This window comes from Pseudomonas pudica (genome assembly GCF_015680405.1).
Classification (GTDB): domain Bacteria; phylum Pseudomonadota; class Gammaproteobacteria; order Pseudomonadales; family Pseudomonadaceae; genus Aquipseudomonas; species Aquipseudomonas pudica.
In genome coordinates, this window is sequence record NZ_JADLJS010000012.1 from 1 (window position 1) to 17,704 (window position 17,704).

The 17,704-nt window shown below is 62.7% G+C and carries 18 protein-coding genes; 10 read left to right on the plus strand and 8 right to left on the minus strand.

Annotation, left to right across the window (positions count from 1 at the left end):
• Positions 1-483: 483 nt before the first annotated feature.
• Positions 484-1,683 carry a tyrosine--tRNA ligase gene (tyrS, locus tag IRZ77_RS11220; protein ID WP_025337483.1) on the minus strand — a complete coding sequence of 400 codons (1,200 nt, stop codon included), beginning with the start codon at positions 1,681-1,683 and terminating at the stop codon, positions 484-486.
• A gap of 213 nt (positions 1,684-1,896) precedes the next feature.
• Here tyrS and IRZ77_RS11225 point away from each other — a divergent pair, with 213 nt between their 5' ends.
• Positions 1,897-3,318, plus strand: coding sequence for a peptidoglycan DD-metalloendopeptidase family protein (locus IRZ77_RS11225; protein WP_135001526.1), 1,422 nt, complete (start codon positions 1,897-1,899; stop codon positions 3,316-3,318).
• 4 nt (positions 3,319-3,322) lie between these two features.
• The gene (locus tag IRZ77_RS11230) at positions 3,323-4,414 is read left to right on the plus strand and encodes an anhydro-N-acetylmuramic acid kinase (RefSeq protein ID WP_135001525.1); all 1,092 of its coding nucleotides are present in this window, start codon (positions 3,323-3,325) and stop codon (positions 4,412-4,414) included.
• 59 nt (positions 4,415-4,473) lie between these two features.
• On the opposite strand, the gene erpA is transcribed toward IRZ77_RS11230, so the two are convergent.
• Positions 4,474-4,824: an iron-sulfur cluster insertion protein ErpA gene (erpA, locus tag IRZ77_RS11235; RefSeq protein WP_015268740.1), complete on the minus strand. Its 351-nt coding sequence runs from the start codon at positions 4,822-4,824 to the stop codon at positions 4,474-4,476.
• Positions 4,825-4,970: 146 nt separating this feature from the next.
• Positions 4,971-6,005 carry an N-acetyl-gamma-glutamyl-phosphate reductase gene (gene argC / locus IRZ77_RS11240; RefSeq protein WP_046614397.1) on the minus strand — a complete coding sequence of 345 codons (1,035 nt, stop codon included), beginning with the start codon at positions 6,003-6,005 and terminating at the stop codon, positions 4,971-4,973.
• Between the two features lie 141 nt (positions 6,006-6,146).
• Here argC and hemJ point away from each other — a divergent pair, with 141 nt between their 5' ends.
• The 6 genes from hemJ (at position 6,147) to IRZ77_RS11270 (ending at position 10,573) form a co-directional block, all read left to right on the plus strand.
• Positions 6,147-6,572 carry a protoporphyrinogen oxidase HemJ gene (hemJ, locus tag IRZ77_RS11245; RefSeq protein WP_046614398.1) on the plus strand — a complete coding sequence of 142 codons (426 nt, stop codon included), beginning with the start codon at positions 6,147-6,149 and terminating at the stop codon, positions 6,570-6,572.
• A gap of 28 nt (positions 6,573-6,600) precedes the next feature.
• Entirely contained in the window at positions 6,601-7,557 is a 957-nt protein-coding gene (locus tag IRZ77_RS11250) for an NAD(P)H-dependent flavin oxidoreductase (RefSeq protein WP_046614399.1), read from the plus strand.
• A gap of 67 nt (positions 7,558-7,624) precedes the next feature.
• Positions 7,625-8,407, plus strand: coding sequence for an SDR family NAD(P)-dependent oxidoreductase (locus IRZ77_RS11255; RefSeq protein WP_046614400.1), 783 nt, complete (start codon positions 7,625-7,627; stop codon positions 8,405-8,407).
• A 63-nt stretch (positions 8,408-8,470) separates the two neighbouring features.
• Positions 8,471-8,809: a histidine triad nucleotide-binding protein gene (locus tag IRZ77_RS11260; protein ID WP_013970615.1), complete on the plus strand. Its 339-nt coding sequence runs from the start codon at positions 8,471-8,473 to the stop codon at positions 8,807-8,809.
• Between the two features lie 65 nt (positions 8,810-8,874).
• The gene (gene coq7 / locus IRZ77_RS11265; protein WP_025337477.1) at positions 8,875-9,522 is read left to right on the plus strand and encodes a 2-polyprenyl-3-methyl-6-methoxy-1,4-benzoquinone monooxygenase; all 648 of its coding nucleotides are present in this window, start codon (positions 8,875-8,877) and stop codon (positions 9,520-9,522) included.
• Between the two features lie 10 nt (positions 9,523-9,532).
• Entirely contained in the window at positions 9,533-10,573 is a 1,041-nt protein-coding gene (locus IRZ77_RS11270) for a DUF2157 domain-containing protein (protein WP_085600132.1), read from the plus strand.
• Positions 10,574-10,711: 138 nt separating this feature from the next.
• Here the strand turns inward: IRZ77_RS11270 and IRZ77_RS11275 are convergent, their stop codons facing one another.
• On the minus strand, positions 10,712-11,134 hold the full coding sequence (locus IRZ77_RS11275) for an OsmC family protein (RefSeq protein WP_004376171.1): 423 nt from the start codon (positions 11,132-11,134) through the stop codon (positions 10,712-10,714).
• Between the two features lie 191 nt (positions 11,135-11,325).
• On the opposite strand from IRZ77_RS11275, the gene crp reads away from it, so the two are divergent.
• Positions 11,326-11,970, plus strand: a complete 645-nt coding sequence (gene crp / locus IRZ77_RS11280; RefSeq protein WP_012270218.1) for a cAMP-activated global transcriptional regulator CRP — start codon at positions 11,326-11,328, stop codon at positions 11,968-11,970.
• Here the strand turns inward: crp and IRZ77_RS11285 are convergent.
• From IRZ77_RS11285 to IRZ77_RS11300, 4 genes are all read right to left on the minus strand, one after another.
• Positions 11,967-12,671 (minus strand): lipoate--protein ligase family protein, encoded by a 705-nt coding sequence (locus tag IRZ77_RS11285; RefSeq protein WP_196173508.1) that lies wholly within the window; start codon positions 12,669-12,671, stop codon positions 11,967-11,969. The two genes, crp and IRZ77_RS11285, sit on opposite strands and share 4 nt — an antisense overlap.
• 183 nt (positions 12,672-12,854) lie before the next feature.
• Positions 12,855-13,688: an indole-3-glycerol phosphate synthase TrpC gene (gene trpC / locus IRZ77_RS11290; protein ID WP_046614403.1), complete on the minus strand. Its 834-nt coding sequence runs from the start codon at positions 13,686-13,688 to the stop codon at positions 12,855-12,857.
• The gene (trpD, locus tag IRZ77_RS11295; protein WP_046614404.1) at positions 13,685-14,734 is read right to left on the minus strand and encodes an anthranilate phosphoribosyltransferase; all 1,050 of its coding nucleotides are present in this window, start codon (positions 14,732-14,734) and stop codon (positions 13,685-13,687) included. The genes trpC and trpD overlap by 4 nt, the downstream gene beginning before the upstream one ends.
• Before the next feature lie 9 nt (positions 14,735-14,743).
• Complete coding sequence (locus tag IRZ77_RS11300; RefSeq protein ID WP_003259809.1) at positions 14,744-15,337, minus strand: aminodeoxychorismate/anthranilate synthase component II; 594 nt, start codon at positions 15,335-15,337, stop codon at positions 14,744-14,746.
• A 368-nt stretch (positions 15,338-15,705) separates the two neighbouring features.
• Here IRZ77_RS11300 and estP point away from each other — a divergent pair, with 368 nt between their 5' ends.
• A complete protein-coding gene (gene estP, locus IRZ77_RS11305) occupies positions 15,706-17,586 on the plus strand; it encodes an esterase EstP (RefSeq protein WP_196173510.1) in 1,881 nt (626 codons plus the stop codon).
• Positions 17,587-17,704 lie beyond the last annotated feature (118 nt).

The following is a 17,704-nucleotide window of genomic DNA, read 5'->3' on the forward strand; positions in this document are numbered from 1 at the left end:
CACTTGACTCGCTGCGATCTCTCGTAGCGGGAGGCGAATCATACAGCGTTTAGAAGCGCTGTCAACCATCATCTCAACCGCTGGCGATCATGCGATCGTAGCCCTTTCAGCTTTTCCGAACAACCTAACTTATTGAATTCCAAGAAGTTTGTCGTTCCGATGTCGCTGGAAGTGGGGCGCATTATAAGGGGATTCGAGAGGGCGTCAACCTTTAATTTCAAGAAATTGAAATGCAGGGAAAAGACCACATCAAGGCCACCAGATGTTCGCCATAACACCTTCTGTGACTATGAGATCGAGCGCCGCACGGGCGGCGCTCGATCGTGTAGGCGCCAGAAAACACAAGGCAGGCCCTCTCAAAGCCAATACCATCTCATAACAGGCCCATAGCAGCCCCCACAAAAAAAAAAACCCCACCCCAAAAAACCCGGGCGCGCCCCCCCCCCCCCCCCCCCGCTTCTATATAGCTACACCTACCGACTATCACTCAGCCTTGAGGGTAACCCGGGCAAACGACTTCTTGCCCGCCTGGCACACATGGGTAGCACCCAGCGCAAACATGAAGTCACGATCAACCACCGCACCATCAACCTTGACCGCACCACCACTCAACAAGTCCCGCGCCTGCGCCGAGTTCTTCACCAGGCCAGCCCGGTTCAGTACGGCAGCAATCGGCAGGCTTTCGCCCGCAGCCACTTCGATTTCCGGCAGATCTTCCGGCAGCTCGCCTTCCTTCATACGGTTACCCGCGGCACGGTGAGCATTGGCCGCAGCCTCCTCGCCATGGAAGCGCGCAACGATCTCTTCCGCCAGCTTGATCTTGATGTCGCGTGGGTTGGCACCATTGGCGACGTCGGCACGGAACTGCTCGATCTCTTCCATCGAACGGAAGCTCAGCAGTTCGAAGTAGCGCCACATCAGGGTATCCGGGATCGACACCAGCTTGCTGTACATCACCCCCGGCGCTTCCTGGATACCTACATAGTTACCCAGCGACTTGGACATCTTCTTCACGCCGTCGAGCCCTTCGAGCAGCGGCATGGTCACGATGTTCTGCGCTTCCTGGCCATAGGCGCGCTGCAGCTCACGCCCCATCAGCAGGTTGAACTTCTGGTCAGTACCACCCAGCTCGACATCCGCCTTCAGCGCCACCGAGTCATAACCCTGCACCAGCGGGTACAGGAACTCGTGGATGGCAATAGGCTGGTTGGTGGTGTAGCGCTTGTCGAAGTCATCACGCTCGAGCATGCGCGCCACGGTGTACTGCGACGCCAGACGAATGAAGTCGGCCGGGGTCAGCTTGTCCATCCAGGTGGAGTTGAACGCGACCTCGGTCTTGGCCGGGTCGAGGATCTTGAACACCTGCTGCTTGTAGGTCTCGGCGTTTTCCAGCACCTGCTCGCGGGTCAGTGGTGGGCGAGTGGCGCTCTTGCCGCTCGGATCGCCAATCATGCCGGTGAAATCACCGATCAGGAAGATGACCTGGTGCCCCAGGTCCTGGAACTGGCGCAGCTTGTTGATCAGCACCGTATGCCCAAGGTGCAGGTCAGGCGCGGTCGGGTCGAAGCCGGCCTTGATGCGCAGAGGCTGGCCGCGCTTGAGCTTCTCCACCAGTTCCGACTCGACCAGTACTTCTTCCGCACCGCGCTTGATAAGCGCCAGCTGCTCTTCAACCGACTTCATAGACAAACCCGCAAGGCTCAGATTCAGGGGGAGCCAACCATACAAGATCGGCCGTCAATTACAAGTTTCGCAAAGGAATGTGACCCGAGCACAGGCTTGCGGCGTCTACGCGCCCTTGCGTGAAAATGGATTTGGTTATATTTTATACAGTTATTTCATCTTCATCATGTCATTCATCTTTTCCATTTCACCTTATTCAAAGTCACCTTGCCCATGACCAACGAACCGCCTAAAGCGCCCCCGCTTTATCCGAAAAGCCATCTGTTGGCCGCCAGCGGCATCGCCGCCCTGCTCAGCCTGGCCCTGCTGGTGTTTCCTTCCAGCGAAGTGGAAGCCAAGAAAACCACCCTCAATCTCGAGCTGGAGAGCCCTGCCGAGCAGTTGAAGGACGAATCCCGCGCTGCGCCTCTGGTGCAGGCAGACGGTGAGCAAGGCTCGCCATTCGCCCAAATCGAAGAGGCCACCCCCGAGACCCAGAAGGCCGAGCAGGAAGCCCCTGCCGCCGAACCGGTCGTCGAAACCGCCAAGCAACCCAGCCACCGCGAAGTCACCGTGGCTCGGGGCGATACCCTGTCCACCCTGTTCGCCAAGGTCGGCCTGCCGAGCAACGCAGTGCACGACCTGCTGGCCAGCAACAAGCAGGCCAAGCAGTTCAGCCAGCTCAAGCACGGCCAGGTCCTGCAGTTCGAGCTCGACAAGGACGGCCAGCTGGCCAGCCTGCACAGCAAGGTCAGCAACCTCGAAACCATTCGCCTGACCAAGACCGACAAGGGCTATACCTTCAACCGCGAAATCAGCAAACCGGTTGTACGTACCGCCTATGCCCACGGCGTTATCAAAAGCTCGCTTTCGGCCTCGGCCCAGCGCGCCGGCCTGTCCCACAGCATGACCATGGACATGGCGCGCGTGCTGGGATACGACATCGACTTTGCCCAGGACATTCGCCCAGGCGATGAATTCGACGTGGTCTACGAGCAGAAGGTAATGGACGGCAAGGTCGTCGGCACCGGCAACATCCTGTCTGCACGCTTCACCAACCGCGGCAAGACCTACACCGCCGTGCGCTATACCAACAAGCAGGGCAACACCAGCTACTACACCGCCGATGGCAACAGCCTGCGCAAGGCCTTCATCCGCACCCCGGTCGACTTCGCCCGCATCAGCTCGCGCTTCTCCGCCGGCCGCAAGCACCCGATCCTGAACAAGATCCGTGCTCACAAAGGCGTCGACTACGCCGCCCCACGTGGCACTCCGATCAAGGCAGCCGGTGATGGCCGCATCGAGCTGGCCGGGCGCCGCGGTGGTTACGGCAATACCGTGATCATCCAGCACGGCAACCGCTACAAGACGCTGTACGGCCACATGCAGGGCTTTGCCAAGGGCATCAAGACCGGCGGCTCGGTCAAGCAGGGCCAGATCATCGGCTATATCGGCACCACCGGCCTGTCCACCGGCCCGCACCTGCACTACGAGTTCCAGGTCAACGGTGTGCACGTCGACCCGCTGAGCCAGAAAGTGCCGATGGCCGACCCGATCGCCAGAAACGAGCGCCAGCGCTTCCTGCAGCAGAGCCAACCCCTGATCGCCCGCATGGATCAGGAAAAGGCCACCCTGCTCGCAGCGAACAAGCGCTAAGCCCATGGCGCTCTACCTGGGGGTAATGTCCGGCACCAGCCTCGATGGCCTGGACATTGCCTTGATCGAACAAGGCGAGCAGCTCGAACTGCTCGCCACCCACTACCTCCCCATGCCCGGCGACCTACGCCAGGAGTTGCTGAGCCTTTGCAGCAGCGGCCCTGACGAAATCGCCCGCGCTGCGCTGGCAGAAAACCGCTGGGCCAACCTGGCAGGTGAAGGCATCCGCCAACTGCTGGCCAGGCAGGGGCTGCAGGCCGGAGCCATCCGCGCCATCGGTAGCCACGGCCAGACCATCCGCCACGAACCTGCACGCGGCTTTACCGTGCAGATCGGCAACCCGGCGCTGCTGGCCGAGCTTACCGGTATCAGCGTGGTCGCCGACTTCCGCCGTCGCGATGTGGCGGCCGGTGGACAAGGAGCGCCACTGGTGCCTGCCTTCCATGAAACCCTGTTCAGCCACCTGGGCCAGCGCCTGGCCATTCTCAACGTGGGCGGTTTCAGCAACCTCAGCCTGATCGAATACGACAAGCCAGTCCACGGCTTCGACTGCGGCCCGGGCAACGTGCTGCTGGATGCCTGGATCGAGCGCAAGCGCGGCCAGGCCTACGATGCGGATGGGGCCTGGGCTGCCTCGGGCGTGGTGCAGGCCGACTTGCTCAGCGCACTGCTGGCCGACCCGTTCTTCGCGGGCAGCGGCCCGAAGAGCACCGGCCGCGAAGTATTCAACCTACCCTGGCTGGATGGTCACCTGGCCCGCCTACCCGCTTACCGCGACGAGGACGTACAGGCAACATTGCTGGAACTGACCGCACGCAGCATCATCGACTCGTTGCGCAACGCCCAGCAAGGCACCGAAACGCTGCTGGTCTGCGGTGGCGGTGCGCGCAACGGCGCCCTTATGACACGCCTCGGCCAGTTGCTCCCCGGCGCCCGTGTCGCCAGCACCGGCGCCCATGGCGTGGACCCGGACTGGGTCGAAGCCATGGCCTTCGCCTGGCTGGCCCACTGTTGCCTGGAAGGCATCGCTGCCAATCGTCCTAGCGTGACAGCAGCCAAAGGCCTGCGCGTACTCGGCGCAATATACCCGGCCTGAACGTTACGCCAGAAAGCAAAACGCCGCGCAATTGCGCGGCGTTTTCGTATGGCCAGGCCTCAGATCGAGAACGAGGAGCCGCAGCCACAGGTGGTAGCAGCGTTCGGGTTCTTGATCACGAAGCGCGAGCCTTCCAAGCCTTCCTGGTAATCCACTTCGGCGCCGGCCAAGTACTGGAAGCTCATCGGGTCGACCACAAGGGAAACACCTTCGCGCTCGACGATGGTGTCGTCTTCGGCCACGTCCTCATCGAAGGTGAAGCCATACTGGAAGCCCGAGCAGCCGCCACCGGTGACGAACACGCGCAGCTTCAGACGATCGTTGCCTTCCTCGGAAACCAGGTTCTTCACCTTTTGCGCAGCGCCGTGGGTGAATTCCAAAGCGGTGGGGGTGAAGGTTTCGACGCTCATGTTGATTCTCCCGGCGTGGTAGCCGCCATAAAACTCGATGACGCGCATTATCCGCTTTCCCGAGAAAATCGGTCAAGAATTGTGCGGCTTTAGTAGCGACCTACAAAAAGGCCCGCATGACGCGGGCCTTTTCGAACGCTGGCGGCTTACGGCAGCAGGCCCGCGTGGGACAAGCCCATGCGCTCGTCCAGGCCGAACAGGATGTTGAGGTTCTGCACCGCCTGACCGGACGCACCCTTGACCAGGTTGTCGATCACCGACAGCACCACCACCAGGTCACCACCTTGCGGGCGATGAACGGCGATGCGGCAGACGTTGGCGCCGCGCACACTGCGGGTTTCCGGGTGGCTGCCAGCCGGCATCACGTCGACGAACGGTTCATTGGCGTAACGCTTCTCGAACAGCGCCTGCAGGTCGACCGAGGTGTCGGCGACAGTAGCGTACAGGGTGGCGTGGATTCCACGGATCATTGGCGTCAGGTGCGGCACGAAAGTCAGGCCGATATCCTTGCCAGCGGCCTGGCGCAGGCCCTGGCTGATTTCTGGCAGGTGGCGATGCCCCTTCACTGCGTAGGCTTTCATGCTTTCACCGGCTTCGCAGAACAGCGAGCCCACCGCCGCACCACGGCCAGCGCCGCTGACACCCGACTTGCAGTCGGCGATCAGGCGAGACGGGTCGGCCAGGCCAGCTTCCAGCAGCGGCAGGAAGCCCAGCTGGGTGGCGGTCGGGTAGCAACCCGGCACAGCGATCAGGCGTGCCTGGCGAATCTTCTCGCGGTTGACTTCAGGCAGGCCGTATACCGCGTCCTTGAGCAGCTCTGGCGCACCGTGCGGCTGGCCGTACCACTTGCCCCACTCGGCGGCGTCCTGCAGGCGGAAGTCGGCGGACAGGTCGATCACCTTGGTACCTGCCGCCAGCAGTTCGCCAGCCAGGGCGTGGGCAACACCGTGCGGGGTGGCGAAGAACACCACATCGCAGGCGGCCAAGGTCTTGCTGTCCGGCACGCTGAATGCCAGTCCGTCATAGTGGCCGCGCAGGTTCGGGTACATGTCCGCCACTGCAACGCCCGCCTCGGAGCGCGAAGTGATGACCGCCACTTCGGCCTGTGGATGCTGTGCCAGCAGACGCAACAGTTCGACGCCGGTGTAACCCGTGCCGCCGACGATACCGACCTTGATCATAACGCTTGCCCCTTATCAACGAGCCGTCTGGAAAGCGCACGATAATAGGGGCGCAAGGCGCCTGTAACAACTCTTCGGGTGACCCTTCGGGCGCTTGACCACTACTATCTGACGACCGTGAATACCTGAAGGAACTCCCCCATGCTTTATCTATGGATCAAAGCGCTGCATATCGTCAGCGTAGTCTGCTGGTTCGCCGGCCTGTTCTACCTGCCGCGGCTGTTCGTCTACCACACCCAAAGCCAGGACAGCATCAGCCAGGAACGCTTCGTGACCATGGAGCGCAAGCTGTATCGCGGCATCATGAACCCGGCGATGATCGCAACCTACGTGTTCGGCGCATGGATGCTCTACCTCACCCCCGGCTGGCTCAGCCAGGGCTGGCTGCATGCCAAGCTGACCCTGGTCATCCTGCTGACCATCTACCATCACATGTGCGGCGCCCAGCGCAAGCGCTTCGCCAGCGGTAGCAACACCCGCAGCCACGTCTACTATCGCTGGTTCAACGAAGTACCCGTGCTGTTCCTGCTGGGTATCGTAATTCTGGTGGTGGTCAAACCGTTCTGACATAGCCACCCGCTCAAGGAGCCTTGCCATGTCGTTACCTGCCTCCCTCGAACAAAGCCTGCGCCTGCCCGTGGTTGCTGCACCGATGTTCCTGATCTCCAACCCCAGGCTGGTACTGGCCTGCTGCTCCAGCGGTGTGGTCGGTAGCTTCCCGGCCCTGAACCAGCGCGACAGCGCCGGCTTCAAGGCCTGGCTGGAGGAAATAGAGGCAGGCCTGGCACAGCTGCAGGCGCCAGCACCCTATGCCGTCAACCTGATCGTCCACCCGACCAACCCGCGCCTGCAGGCCGACCTGGCGTTGTGCGTGGAACACCGCGTACCGATCGTCATCACCAGCCTCGGCGCGGTGAAGGAAGTGGTCGATGCCGTGCATGGCTACGGCGGCCTGGTGTTCCACGACGTCACCACCCGCCGCCATGCCGAGAAAGCCGCCGAAGCCGGTGTCGATGGCCTGATCGCCGTTGCTGCTGGCGCAGGCGGCCATGCGGGCACCTGGAGCCCGTTCGCCCTGGCCGCGGAGATCCGCCAGTTCTTCGACAAGACCCTGCTGCTGGCAGGCTGCCTCAACCACGGCCACGAGATCCTCGCCGCGCAAATGCTGGGTGCGGACCTTGCGTACATGGGCACCCGCTTCATCGCCACCGCAGAAAGCCAGGCCCCGGGCGCCTACAAGCAGATGCTGCTCGATTCCCATGCCGCCGACATCATCCATACCCCGGCGGTGTCCGGCGTCCCTGCCAGCTTCCTGCGCCCAAGCCTGGAGCAGGCTGGCTATGACATGGAAGCCCTCAAGGGTGGCCACGAGCAAGGCAAGCTCAAGCCGATCGACGACGAGGCCAAGGCCTGGAAAAACGTGTGGTCGGCGGGCCAGGGGGTCGGCAGTATCGACGACCTGCCCAGCGCCAGCGCGCTGATCGAACGGCTGCATGACGAGTACCGGGACGCCCTGGAGCGCTGCCAGGCCCTGCGCGCCGGTAGCCACTAGCAAAAGGCAACACCTTGCCCGACCACGCTGTACACTAGGCGCCCTCTTCAGCCCCCAGGAGCCTAGCATGACCCGTTACGCCATGATCACTGGTGCTTCCAGCGGCTTGGGCCTGGCCCTGGCGGAAGCCCTGGCGCGGCGCGGGCGCAACCTGATCCTGGTGGCACGCCAGCGTGAAACGCTGGAGCCGGTGGCCATAGAACTGACCCAACGCTTCGGTGTCGAGGTGCTGTTCCGTGCCTGCGACCTCAGCCAGCCGTTACGCCTGTCGGGCTTCGTGCTGGAACTGGAGGAGGGCGAGCGACGCATCGACCTGTTGGTCAATTGTGCCGGCCTGCGCACCTACGGGCCATTCCTGGCCCATGAGTGGGCCGACGAGCAGGACCTTCTGGAAGTCAACGTGCTGGCCCTGAGCCGCCTGTGCCACGCCATCGGCAACTTGATGGCCGTACAGGGCGGCGGGCAAATCCTCAATGTCGCCGGCCTGGCCGGGGTGGCGCCAGGCCCGTGGATGGCCGCCTATGCCGCCAGCAAGGCCTATGTGCTGAGCTTCTCCCAAGCCTTGCGTGAAGAACTCAAGCGCACCGGCATCAAGGTTTCGGTACTGTGCCCCGGCCCGGTGCGCTCCTCGCGCCGGCGCATTCCGCGGCTGGATGGCAAGCCACGCTGCCTCAGCCCTGAGGAAGTGGCGCTGTACACCGTGCGCGCGCTGGACAAGAACCGCGCTCTGATCCTGCCCGGCCGGCGCAACCGCTGGCTGGCGTTCGCTCCGCGCCTGCTGCCGCGCTGGCTGGCGCGCAAGCTGGCCGGGGCCATCCACCGCCGTTATTGCCCGCTCGGCATGGAATAGCTACTGGGCGAGCGGCGCCTGGCTGAGTACACTCGGCCCGACCCTCACCATGGAGCAAGTGCTGTGGACGATTTATTCATCAAGATCATCAACCGGGAAATCCCGGCGAAGATCATCTACGAGGACGACCAGGTTCTGGCGTTCCACGATATAGCCCCCCAGGCGCCCGTGCATTTTCTGGTCATCCCGAAAAAGCACATCCGTACCCTCAATGACTTGACCGAAGAAGACAAAGGCCTGGCCGGTCACATCTTGTTCACCGCCCAGCGCCTGGCCAAGGAACTTGGCTGCGAGGAGGGTTTCCGCGTAGTGATGAACTGCAACGAGCAAGGCGGCCAGACCGTCTACCACATCCACATGCACGTGCTTGGCCAGCGCCAGATGCACTGGCCACCGGGCTGATCCACGGCAAGCGACCCTGCCACTATTGCGGTAAACTGTCGGGCACATTCTTGCGGAGGTGCCCGATGGCTACCGAACGTCACTACTCGCCGCTCGACCGCTTGTTGCTGCAGGCCGATACCGCCATGCGCACCTTGCTGCCCTTCAGCGGCCAACCCGCCCGTCCATCGCCGGCCATCGTCCAGCCGGACGTCGACCTGGACGAACAGCAGGCCCGCCATGTTGCCGGGCTGATGCGTATCAACCACACCGGCGAAGTCTGCGCCCAGGCGCTGTACCAGGGCCAGGCCCTGACCGCCAAGCTGCCCGAAGTGCGCAAGGCCATGGAACACGCCGCGGAGGAAGAAGTGGACCACCTGGCCTGGTGCGAACAGCGCATTCGCCAGCTGAACAGCCACCCCAGCGTGCTCAACCCGTTGTTCTACGGCATGTCGTTCGGTATCGGTGCACTTGCCGGGCTGGTAAGCGACAAGGTCAGCCTGGGCTTCGTCGCCGCCACCGAGCATCAGGTGTGCAAGCACCTCGACGAGCACCTGGAGCAGATCCCGCAGGAAGACGAAAAGTCCCGGGCCATCCTCGAACAGATGCGTATCGATGAGGAACAGCACGCCGAGTCTGCACTGGAAGCCGGCGGTTATCGCTTCCCCGCCCCTGTTCGCTTTGGCATGAGCCTGTTGGCCAAGGTCATGACCAAGAGCACCTACCGTATCTGAAGGCATCACCATGACGGACCGTTTCGACGCCAAGGACCTGGCGCGCGCCGTGCAAGCCGGCATTCTCCAGCAGGGACAGGACCAGGCCCTGCTGGCCTTCCTGCGCCAGCAGCCGGCACAGCGCGGCAGCTTCCAGCTGGCCCATGTCGCTTTCTACTTCGGCGCGATGCTGATCATGGCAGCAATGGGCTGGTTGCTCACCGAAGCCTGGATGCGCATCGGCGATTGGGCGCTGCTGGTCATCGCCAGCCTCTATATCCTGCTGCTCACGCTGTTCGCCATTAACCTGCAACGGCGCGTCCAGCCGGTCGCGGCTGGGGTGCTGGCGGCAGTCGCGGTCAGCATAGTGCCATTGGCGGTGTTCGCCATCGAACGGCTGGCCGGCTGGTGGCCAATGGATGATGCGCAGGCTAACTATCACCAGTACTACACCTACGTGCAGGGCGGCTGGCTGGCAATGGAAGCAGCCACGGTACTAGCCGGGCTGTTGATGCTGAGGCTGATCCCCTACCCATTCATCGTCATGCCGATTGCCGTGGCCTTGTGGTTCATGTCGATGGACCTGAGCGAATGGTTTTTCGGCTCGCCATTCAGCTGGGACCAGCGCCGCGAGGTTTCGCTGTGGTTCGGGCTCGGGTTACTGGTGGTGTTCGTCGGGATGGACGGCCGCACCCGCGAAGACTATGCCCACTGGGGCTACCTGGCCGGACTGGCGGCATTCTGGGGCGGACTTACGCTGGTGGACAGCGGCAGCGAGCTGGGCAAGGCCCTGTACTGCCTGATCAATATTGCCCTGATGGCTATGGCGGTGCTGTTGCGTCGGCCGGTGTTCATGGTATTCGGGGCGTTGGGCGTGGCGGCTTACCTGGGGTACCTGTCGTACGAGGTGTTTGCCGACTCGCTGCTGTTCCCGGTGGTGGTGACCCTGATCGGGCTGGGGGTTATCGGGCTGGGGCTGGTTTACCAGAAGCGGCGGGAGCGATTGAGCCAGGTAATGCGCGGCTGTTTGCCGGGATGGGTGCGTGCTGCGCTGCCGGCGCTTCGCAGCTGAAATTGTCGGGGCCGCTCTGCGCCCCATCGCCGGCAAGCCAGCTCCCTCCTCGACCGCATTGACCTCAAGCCATGTGCTATCCCTGTGGGAGCTGGCTTGCCGGCGATGGGCTGCAACGCAGCCCCCAAAATTTGCTGTTCAACCCAGCTCTACAATCTCGTACCCGTGGGTAATCTCAACCCCGGCACGCTCGAGCATGATCGAAGCCGAGCAATACTTCTCCGCCGACAGCTCTACCGCACGCTTGACCTGGGCCTCCTTCAGCCCACGCCCCTTCACCACGAAGTTCATGTGGATCTTGGTGAACACCTTCGGGTCTTCGCTGGCACGCTCGGCCTCCAGGAACGCCTCGCAGCTTTCCACCGCCTGGCGCGACTTCTTCAGAATGCTGACCACGTCAAAGCTGCTGCAACCACCCAGGCCCAGCAACAGCATTTCCATCGGGCGCACGCCCAGATTACGGCCACCGGCCTCGGGCGGGCCGTCCATCACGACGACATGGCCGCTCCCCGATTCGCCGAGGAACATAGCCTCACCGGCCCACTGGATACGTGCCTTCATCTACCCGGACTCCTGATTTTCGGAAAAGGGTGTCAGCTTAGACCTTGTGCGGCCGTGGGAAAAGCACGAGTCGTGTCGGTTTAGTACCGAAACATCCTGTAGTGTCTGATAAGCTGGCGCCAAATGACTGGCGCGCCCCGCCAGCCAACCTTTATAAAAAGCCTCTGCGTCATATCGAACAGGATTTCGTGATGGTTGCTTCCGCCCTACCCGCCAAGATCAAGAACATCGACAAACTGCTGGTGCACTGCCAGCGCCGTCGCTATACCGCCAAAAGCAACATCATCTGCGCCGGCGACCGGGCCGAGACACTGTCGTTCATCATCAAGGGTTCGGTCACCATCCTCATCGAGGACGATGACGGCCATGAAATGATCATCGCCTATCTCAACAATGGCGACTTCTTCGGCGAGCTGGGCCTGTTCGAACCGGTCGAGGGTGAACAGCAGCGCAGTGCCTGGGTACGCGCCAAGACCGAATGCGAAGTGGCCGAAATCAGTTATGAGAAGTTTCGCGAACTGGCGCGCCAGGACCCGGAAATCCTCTATGCCCTGGGCAGCCAGATGGCACAGCGCCTGCGCAACACCACGCGCAAGGTCGGCGACTTGGCGTTCTTCGACGTTACCGGGCGTGTCGCCCGTTGCCTGCTGGAGCTGTGCAAACAACCCGACGCCATGACCCACCCCGATGGCATGCAGATCAAGATCACTCGCCAGGAAATCGGCCGCATCGTCGGTTGCTCGCGGGAAATGGTCGGCCGCGTCCTCAAGGATCTTGAAGAACGCAGCCTGGTGCAGGTCAAAGGCAAGACCATGGTGGTCTACGGAACCCGCTAGTCCTTGGGCAGGTCGGCCAGCACCTTGGCATAGGCCTGCGACAGCCGCTCGAACCATGGGGCTGCAGGCGCCACTTCGTGCAGGGCGATGTGCGAGTCGGCGCGGCAGCGCTGCTCCAACTCACAGCACTCGTTGAAGCGGTTGACCGCCGCCACCATCGATTCACGCTCGTTGTCCAGCAGCAGCGCACCGTGCACCAGCACCACCGGGCGCTTGCCGCCCAGCCCCTGGCGCCAACGCTGGGCGGTGCCTACCAGCTTGCGGCCATTGAGGTTGACGTTGTAGCGGCCATCGCAGAAAGCGCCGTCGATTTCGCCCACCGACGCCACTCCGCCCCATTCGCGCAACACCTCGCACAGCGGCAGGCACAGGCGCTCGTAGGCATTTTCGATACGGCCATGGTCGCCTTCGCTGCGGGGGGCGACATAGACCAGGGCAACGTTCACCGTCGAATGAGACTGCGGCACCGGCTCACCACCGGTTTCGCGCAGCAGTACCGGCCAGCCGGCGATTGCCAGCTCCGAGCAGGCGGCTTCGAAGTTTTCCAGACGGCTCATCCGCCGAGGCATGACCAGGGCATGGTCGGTCGGGCGCCAGAACAGCACGCCACTGTCGCGTTCGCCGCGGCAGACGGCGGCCAGCAGTTCCTGTTCGGCGTGCAGGCCTTGTTCGACAGTCAGGGCCAGGGGTTGATCGGTCATTGATCCACCTATGTTGTTGTTTTCGATGGCCTCTTCGCGGGTTAACCCGCTCCCACAGGGGTATCGCAGATCCCAAAGGCAGTGATCATCCTGTGGGAGCGGGCTTACCGAAGCGTCGGACAGCCGCGAAATGGCCATTACAGGCATACAAAAAAGCCGGCAATAGCGCCGGCTTCGTTTCGATCAGTCCAGTTGCTGAACAGTCTTCTTCACCTGATCCGGGAAGAACAACCGCTGCAGTTCCAGCCCTGGCTGCTCGGCGCGCATGAATGCCTCACCTACCAGGAACGAGTAGACTTCGTTGATCGCCATCAGCTCCACATCAGCCCGGTTCAAGATGCCGCTCTCGGTAATCGCCAGGCGATCACGCGGAATACGCGGCAGCAGGTCGAGGGTGGTTTCCAGGCTGACCTCGAAGGTGTGCAGGTTACGGTTGTTCACCCCCACCAGCGGAGTATCCAGGGTTTTCAACGCGCGCTCCAGCTCATCGCCGTCGTGCACTTCCACCAGCACGTCTAGGCCGACACCCTTGGCCGTGGCCGCCAGCTCTGCCATCTTCACGTCATCCAGTGCCGACACGATCAGCAACACACAGTCCGCGCCCAAGGCCCGGGCCTCGACGATCTGGTACGGGTCAACCATGAAGTCCTTGCGAATCACCGGCAGCGACACTGCCGCGCGGGCCTGCTGCAGGTACTCGTCGGCCCCCTGGAAGTAATCCACATCGGTCAGCACCGACAGGCAGGTCGCCCCGCCCTTCTCGTAGCTGACGGCGATTTCCGCCGGCACGAAATGCTCGCGAATCACGCCTTTGCTCGGCGAGGCCTTCTTGATTTCGGCAATCACCGCTGGCTGCTTGCGCGCGGCTTGCTCAATGAGGGCCTTGGCAAAGCCACGCGGGGCGTCGGCAGCCTTGGCCAGGCCCTCCAGTTCGGCGAGGCTGACGCGCGCGCTGCGCTCGGCCACTTCCTGAAACTTGCGGGCAATGATCCTTTCCAGCACCGTCGGCACACTCATGCTTCGTTCTCCACCTTGAATACTGCAGTAAAAGCACCCAGCTCCTGCAGCTTCTCCCAGGCCAGCCCGGTGTGCAGTACGTCGTGGGCCAGTTCCACACCGGCTTTCAGGCTCATGGCATGGTCAGCGGCATACAGCGCCGCGCCCGCATTGAGCACGATCATCTCGGCGGCCTTCTGGCCGTTTTCGGTCTTGCGCCGGCCCAACGCATCGCGGATCAGCTCCAGCGAAGCCTGCGGGTTCTCGACGGCCAGGCCGTGCAGGCTCTGGCTCTTCATGCCGAGGTCTTCCGGCTCCACCCAGTATTCTGTGATTTCGCCATTCTTCAGTTCGGCGACGAAGGTCGGGGCAGCCAGGCTGAACTCGTCCAGGCCGTCCTTGGAGTGCACCACCAGCACGTGCTTGCTGCCCAGGCGCTGCAGTACTTCAGCCAAGGGGCGGCACAGGGTCTGGGCGAATACACCGACCACCTGGTGCTTCACCCCGGCCGGATTCGTAAGCGGGCCGAGCATATTGAACAGGGTACGCAGCCCCAGGTCGCGACGCGGGCCGGCAGCATGCTTCATGGCCGAGTGATGGCTTTGCGCGAACATGAAGCCGATGCCCAGGCTGTCGATGCAACGGGCCACTTGGGTGGGCGTCAGGTTCAGGTAGATGCCGGCGGCCTCCAGCAGGTCGGCACTGCCGCTCTTGCCCGATACCGCGCGGTTGCCATGCTTGGCCACGGTGCAACCCGCCGCCGCCAGGACGAACGACGAGGCGGTGGATACGTTGAAAATATTGGCGCCATCGCCGCCGGTACCGACGATATCGACCACGCCATCGAGGCTCTGCAGTTCGACCTTTTCGGCCAGTTCGCGCATCACCGACACCGCACCGACGATCTCGTCGATACTTTCGCTCTTCATGCGCATGCCCATCAGGAAGGCGCCGATCTGCGCTTCGCTGCACTGGCCGGTCATGATCTGGCGCATGACGTCGCGCATTTCTTCAGTAGAAAGGTCCAACTGGCCGACGATACGGCTCAACGCACTCTTGATATCCATGTTCGATCCTTAGCGGCGGCCGCCGGTCTGCTTGAGGAAGTTGGCGAACAGTTCGTGGCCCTGTTCGGTCAGGATCGACTCGGGGTGAAACTGCACCCCTTCGATATTCAGCGTCTTGTGGCGCAGACCCATGATCTCGTCGACCGAACCGTCAGCATGGGCGGTCCAGGCAGTCACTTCCAGGCACTCGGGCAAGGTTTCGCGCTTTACCACCAGCGAGTGGTAACGGGTCACGGTCAATGGGTTGTTAAGGCCGGCGAACACGCCCAGGTCACGGTGATGTACGGGGCTGGTCTTGCCGTGCATCACCTGGCGGGCACGTACCACATCGCCGCCAAAGGCCTGGCCGATGGACTGGTGGCCCAGGCATACGCCAAGGATCGGCAGCTTGCCGGCAAAGTGCAGGATGGCTTCGATGGACACGCCCGCCTCGCTCGGCGTGCACGGCCCTGGAGATACGACGATGCGCTCGGGGTTGAGGGCTTCGATCTGGGCGATGGTCATTTCGTCATTGCGAATGACCTTTACCTCGGCACCCAGCTCGCCAAGGTACTGAACGACGTTGTAAGTGAATGAGTCGTAATTGTCGATCATCAGTAACATCGGGTTAAACCTCTTGAATCTACTGACTTCAGAATTCGAACCTTTCTGCACCAGCCAACAGGCGCGGCTTTGCCACAAAGGGCGGTAGACAGGAAGGCAAACGGGGGCGGGCCGGACGGGCCGGCAGGGGATAAAGTCAGGCGCGCCAACGCCAACGGGCGTGGGCCTTGATTACGCGCATCAAGAGTTTGCTGACGATCAACACAGGATAGGTCTCGCTCATACGTCCCGGCACAGTAGCCTACCGGGGCGGCGGGCGCAATATGCCTGTAAACACGGGGAAACGAATGGACTTGGGAGGGATGCACGGCGATTTGCTAAGGTCGATGGGGTTGTCCTGATAAAAACAAAGAAAAGGATGTTCCCTGATGCGAAAAGCACCGTTATTGCGCTTTACCCTCGCCTCATTGGCGTTAGCCTGCAGCCAGGCCTTCGCGACACCCTCGCCCTACTCGAACATGATCGTTTTTGGTGACAGCCTCAGCGACGCCGGGCAGTTTGGCGGGGTACGCTTCACCAACCGCGATGCCAATGGCAATTATGCGCCAGTGTCACCGATGATCCTGGGCGGGCGGCTCGGTGTGAACCCGACCGAGCTAGGCCCTTCCACCTCTCCGGTCAATCCGGTGCTGGGCCTTCCCGACGGCAACAACTGGGCAGTCGGTGGCTACACCACCCAGCAGATCCTGGACTCGATCACCACTACCTCGGAGACCGTCATCCCACCAGGGCGCCCCGGCGCCGGGCTGGTATTGCGTGATAAACCGGGCTACCTGGCCAACGGCCTGCGCGCCGACCCCAACGCGTTGTATTACCTGACTGGCGGCGGCAATGACTTCCTGCAAGGCCTGGTCAACAGCCCGGCCGATGCCGTGGCCGCTGGCGCCCGCCTGGCCGCCAGCGCCCAGGCCCTGCAGCAAGGCGGCGCCCGCTACATCATGGTCTGGTTGCTGCCTGACCTCGGGCAGACACCGAACTTCAGCGGTACGCCGCAACAAAACCCACTGTCGCTGCTATCCGGCGCGTTCAACCAGTCGTTGCTCAGCCAACTGGGGCAGATCGATGCCGAGATCATTCCACTGAACATCCCTGTGCTGCTGAGCGAAGCGCTGGCCAGCCCCGATCAGTTCGGCCTTGCCAGCGGCCAGAATCTGGTCGGCACCTGCTACAGCGGCGAAGGCTGCGTGGAAAACCCGGTGTACGGCATCAACGGCGCCACGCCAGACCCGACCAAGCTGCTGTTCAACGACTCGGTGCACCCGACCATCGCCGGCCAACAACTGATTGCCGACTACGCCTATTCGATCATTGCCGCCCCCTGGGAACTGACCTTGCTCCCGGAAATGGCCCACGCCAGCCTGCGCGCTCACCAGGACGAATTGCGCAACCAGTGGCAGACACCCTGGCAGGCAGTTGGCCAGTGGCAGGCCTTCGTTGCCACCGGCGCCCAGGACCTGGACTTCGACGGCCAGCGCAGCGCGGCCAGCGGCGACGGCCGCGGCTACAACCTGACCCTGGGCGGCAGCTATCGTCTGAACGATGCATGGCGCCTGGGCCTGGCCGGAGGCGTGTACCGGCAGAAGCTGGAAGCCGGCGCACAGGACTCGGACTACAAGCTGGACAGCTACCTTGCCAGCGCCTTCGCCCAATACCGCCAGGACCGCTGGTGGGCCGACGCGGCGCTGACCGCCGGGCACCTGGACTACAGCGACCTCAAGCGCACCTTCGCCCTTGGCGTGAACGACCGCAGCGAAAAGGGCGACACCGATGGCGAGGCCTGGGCGATGTCGGGGCGGCTGGGCTACAACCTGGCAGCCGAGAGCAGCAGCTGGCAGCTGGCGCCGTTCATCAGCGCCGACTATGCGCGGGTGAAAGTGGATGGCTATGACGAGAAGAGCGGGCGTTCGACGGCGCTGGGCTTCGATGATCAGGAACGTACATCACGCCGTTTGGGCGTAGGGTTGCTGGGCAGTTTGCAGGTGCTGCCGAGTACCCGGCTGTTCGCCGAGGTGGCGCAGGAGCACGAGTTCGAGGATGACCAGCAGGATGTGACGATGCACCTGACCAGCCTGCCAGCGAATGACTTCACCCTGGCCGGGTATACGCCGCACAGCGACCTGACCCGGGCGAGCCTGGGGGTGAGCCATGAAGTGGTGGCGGGGGTGCATTTGCGCGGCAACTATAACTGGCGCAAGAGCGATGAGTTGACGCAGCAGGGAGTGAGTTTGGGCGTCAGCGTCGACTTTTGAATTGATGGGGCCGCTTTGCGGCCCTTCGCGGGCTCGCCCGCTCCCACGGGTATTGCACAGGCCTTGCAGCATGTGATTTCCCTGTGGGAGCGGGCATGCCCGCGAAGGGCTGCAACGC

Excerpts from the sequence above, each read along its gene's own strand:
- IRZ77_RS11275 (WP_004376171.1), bottom strand. The coding sequence starts at position 11,134 with ATGAAGGCACGTATCCAGTGGGCCGGTGAGGCTATGTTCCTCGGCGAA.
- coq7 (WP_025337477.1), top strand. The coding sequence starts at position 8,875 with ATGGCTACCGAACGTCACTACTCGCCGCTCGACCGCTTGTTGCTGCAG.
- trpD (WP_046614404.1), bottom strand. The coding sequence starts at position 14,734 with ATGGATATCAAGAGTGCGTTGAGCCGTATCGTCGGCCAGTTGGACCTT.
- argC (WP_046614397.1), bottom strand. The coding sequence starts at position 6,005 with ATGATCAAGGTCGGTATCGTCGGCGGCACGGGTTACACCGGCGTCGAA.
- IRZ77_RS11255 (WP_046614400.1), top strand. The coding sequence starts at position 7,625 with ATGACCCGTTACGCCATGATCACTGGTGCTTCCAGCGGCTTGGGCCTG.
- estP (WP_196173510.1), top strand. The coding sequence starts at position 15,706 with ATGCGAAAAGCACCGTTATTGCGCTTTACCCTCGCCTCATTGGCGTTA.
- IRZ77_RS11285 (WP_196173508.1), bottom strand. The coding sequence starts at position 12,671 with ATGACCGATCAACCCCTGGCCCTGACTGTCGAACAAGGCCTGCACGCC.
- trpC (WP_046614403.1), bottom strand. The coding sequence starts at position 13,688 with ATGAGTGTGCCGACGGTGCTGGAAAGGATCATTGCCCGCAAGTTTCAG.
- IRZ77_RS11225 (WP_135001526.1), top strand. The coding sequence starts at position 1,897 with ATGACCAACGAACCGCCTAAAGCGCCCCCGCTTTATCCGAAAAGCCAT.
- tyrS (WP_025337483.1), bottom strand. The coding sequence starts at position 1,683 with ATGAAGTCGGTTGAAGAGCAGCTGGCGCTTATCAAGCGCGGTGCGGAA.
- erpA (WP_015268740.1), bottom strand. The coding sequence starts at position 4,824 with ATGAGCGTCGAAACCTTCACCCCCACCGCTTTGGAATTCACCCACGGC.
- IRZ77_RS11250 (WP_046614399.1), top strand. The coding sequence starts at position 6,601 with ATGTCGTTACCTGCCTCCCTCGAACAAAGCCTGCGCCTGCCCGTGGTT.
- IRZ77_RS11300 (WP_003259809.1), bottom strand. The coding sequence starts at position 15,337 with ATGTTACTGATGATCGACAATTACGACTCATTCACTTACAACGTCGTT.
- crp (WP_012270218.1), top strand. The coding sequence starts at position 11,326 with ATGGTTGCTTCCGCCCTACCCGCCAAGATCAAGAACATCGACAAACTG.
- hemJ (WP_046614398.1), top strand. The coding sequence starts at position 6,147 with ATGCTTTATCTATGGATCAAAGCGCTGCATATCGTCAGCGTAGTCTGC.
- IRZ77_RS11270 (WP_085600132.1), top strand. The coding sequence starts at position 9,533 with ATGACGGACCGTTTCGACGCCAAGGACCTGGCGCGCGCCGTGCAAGCC.
- IRZ77_RS11230 (WP_135001525.1), top strand. The coding sequence starts at position 3,323 with ATGGCGCTCTACCTGGGGGTAATGTCCGGCACCAGCCTCGATGGCCTG.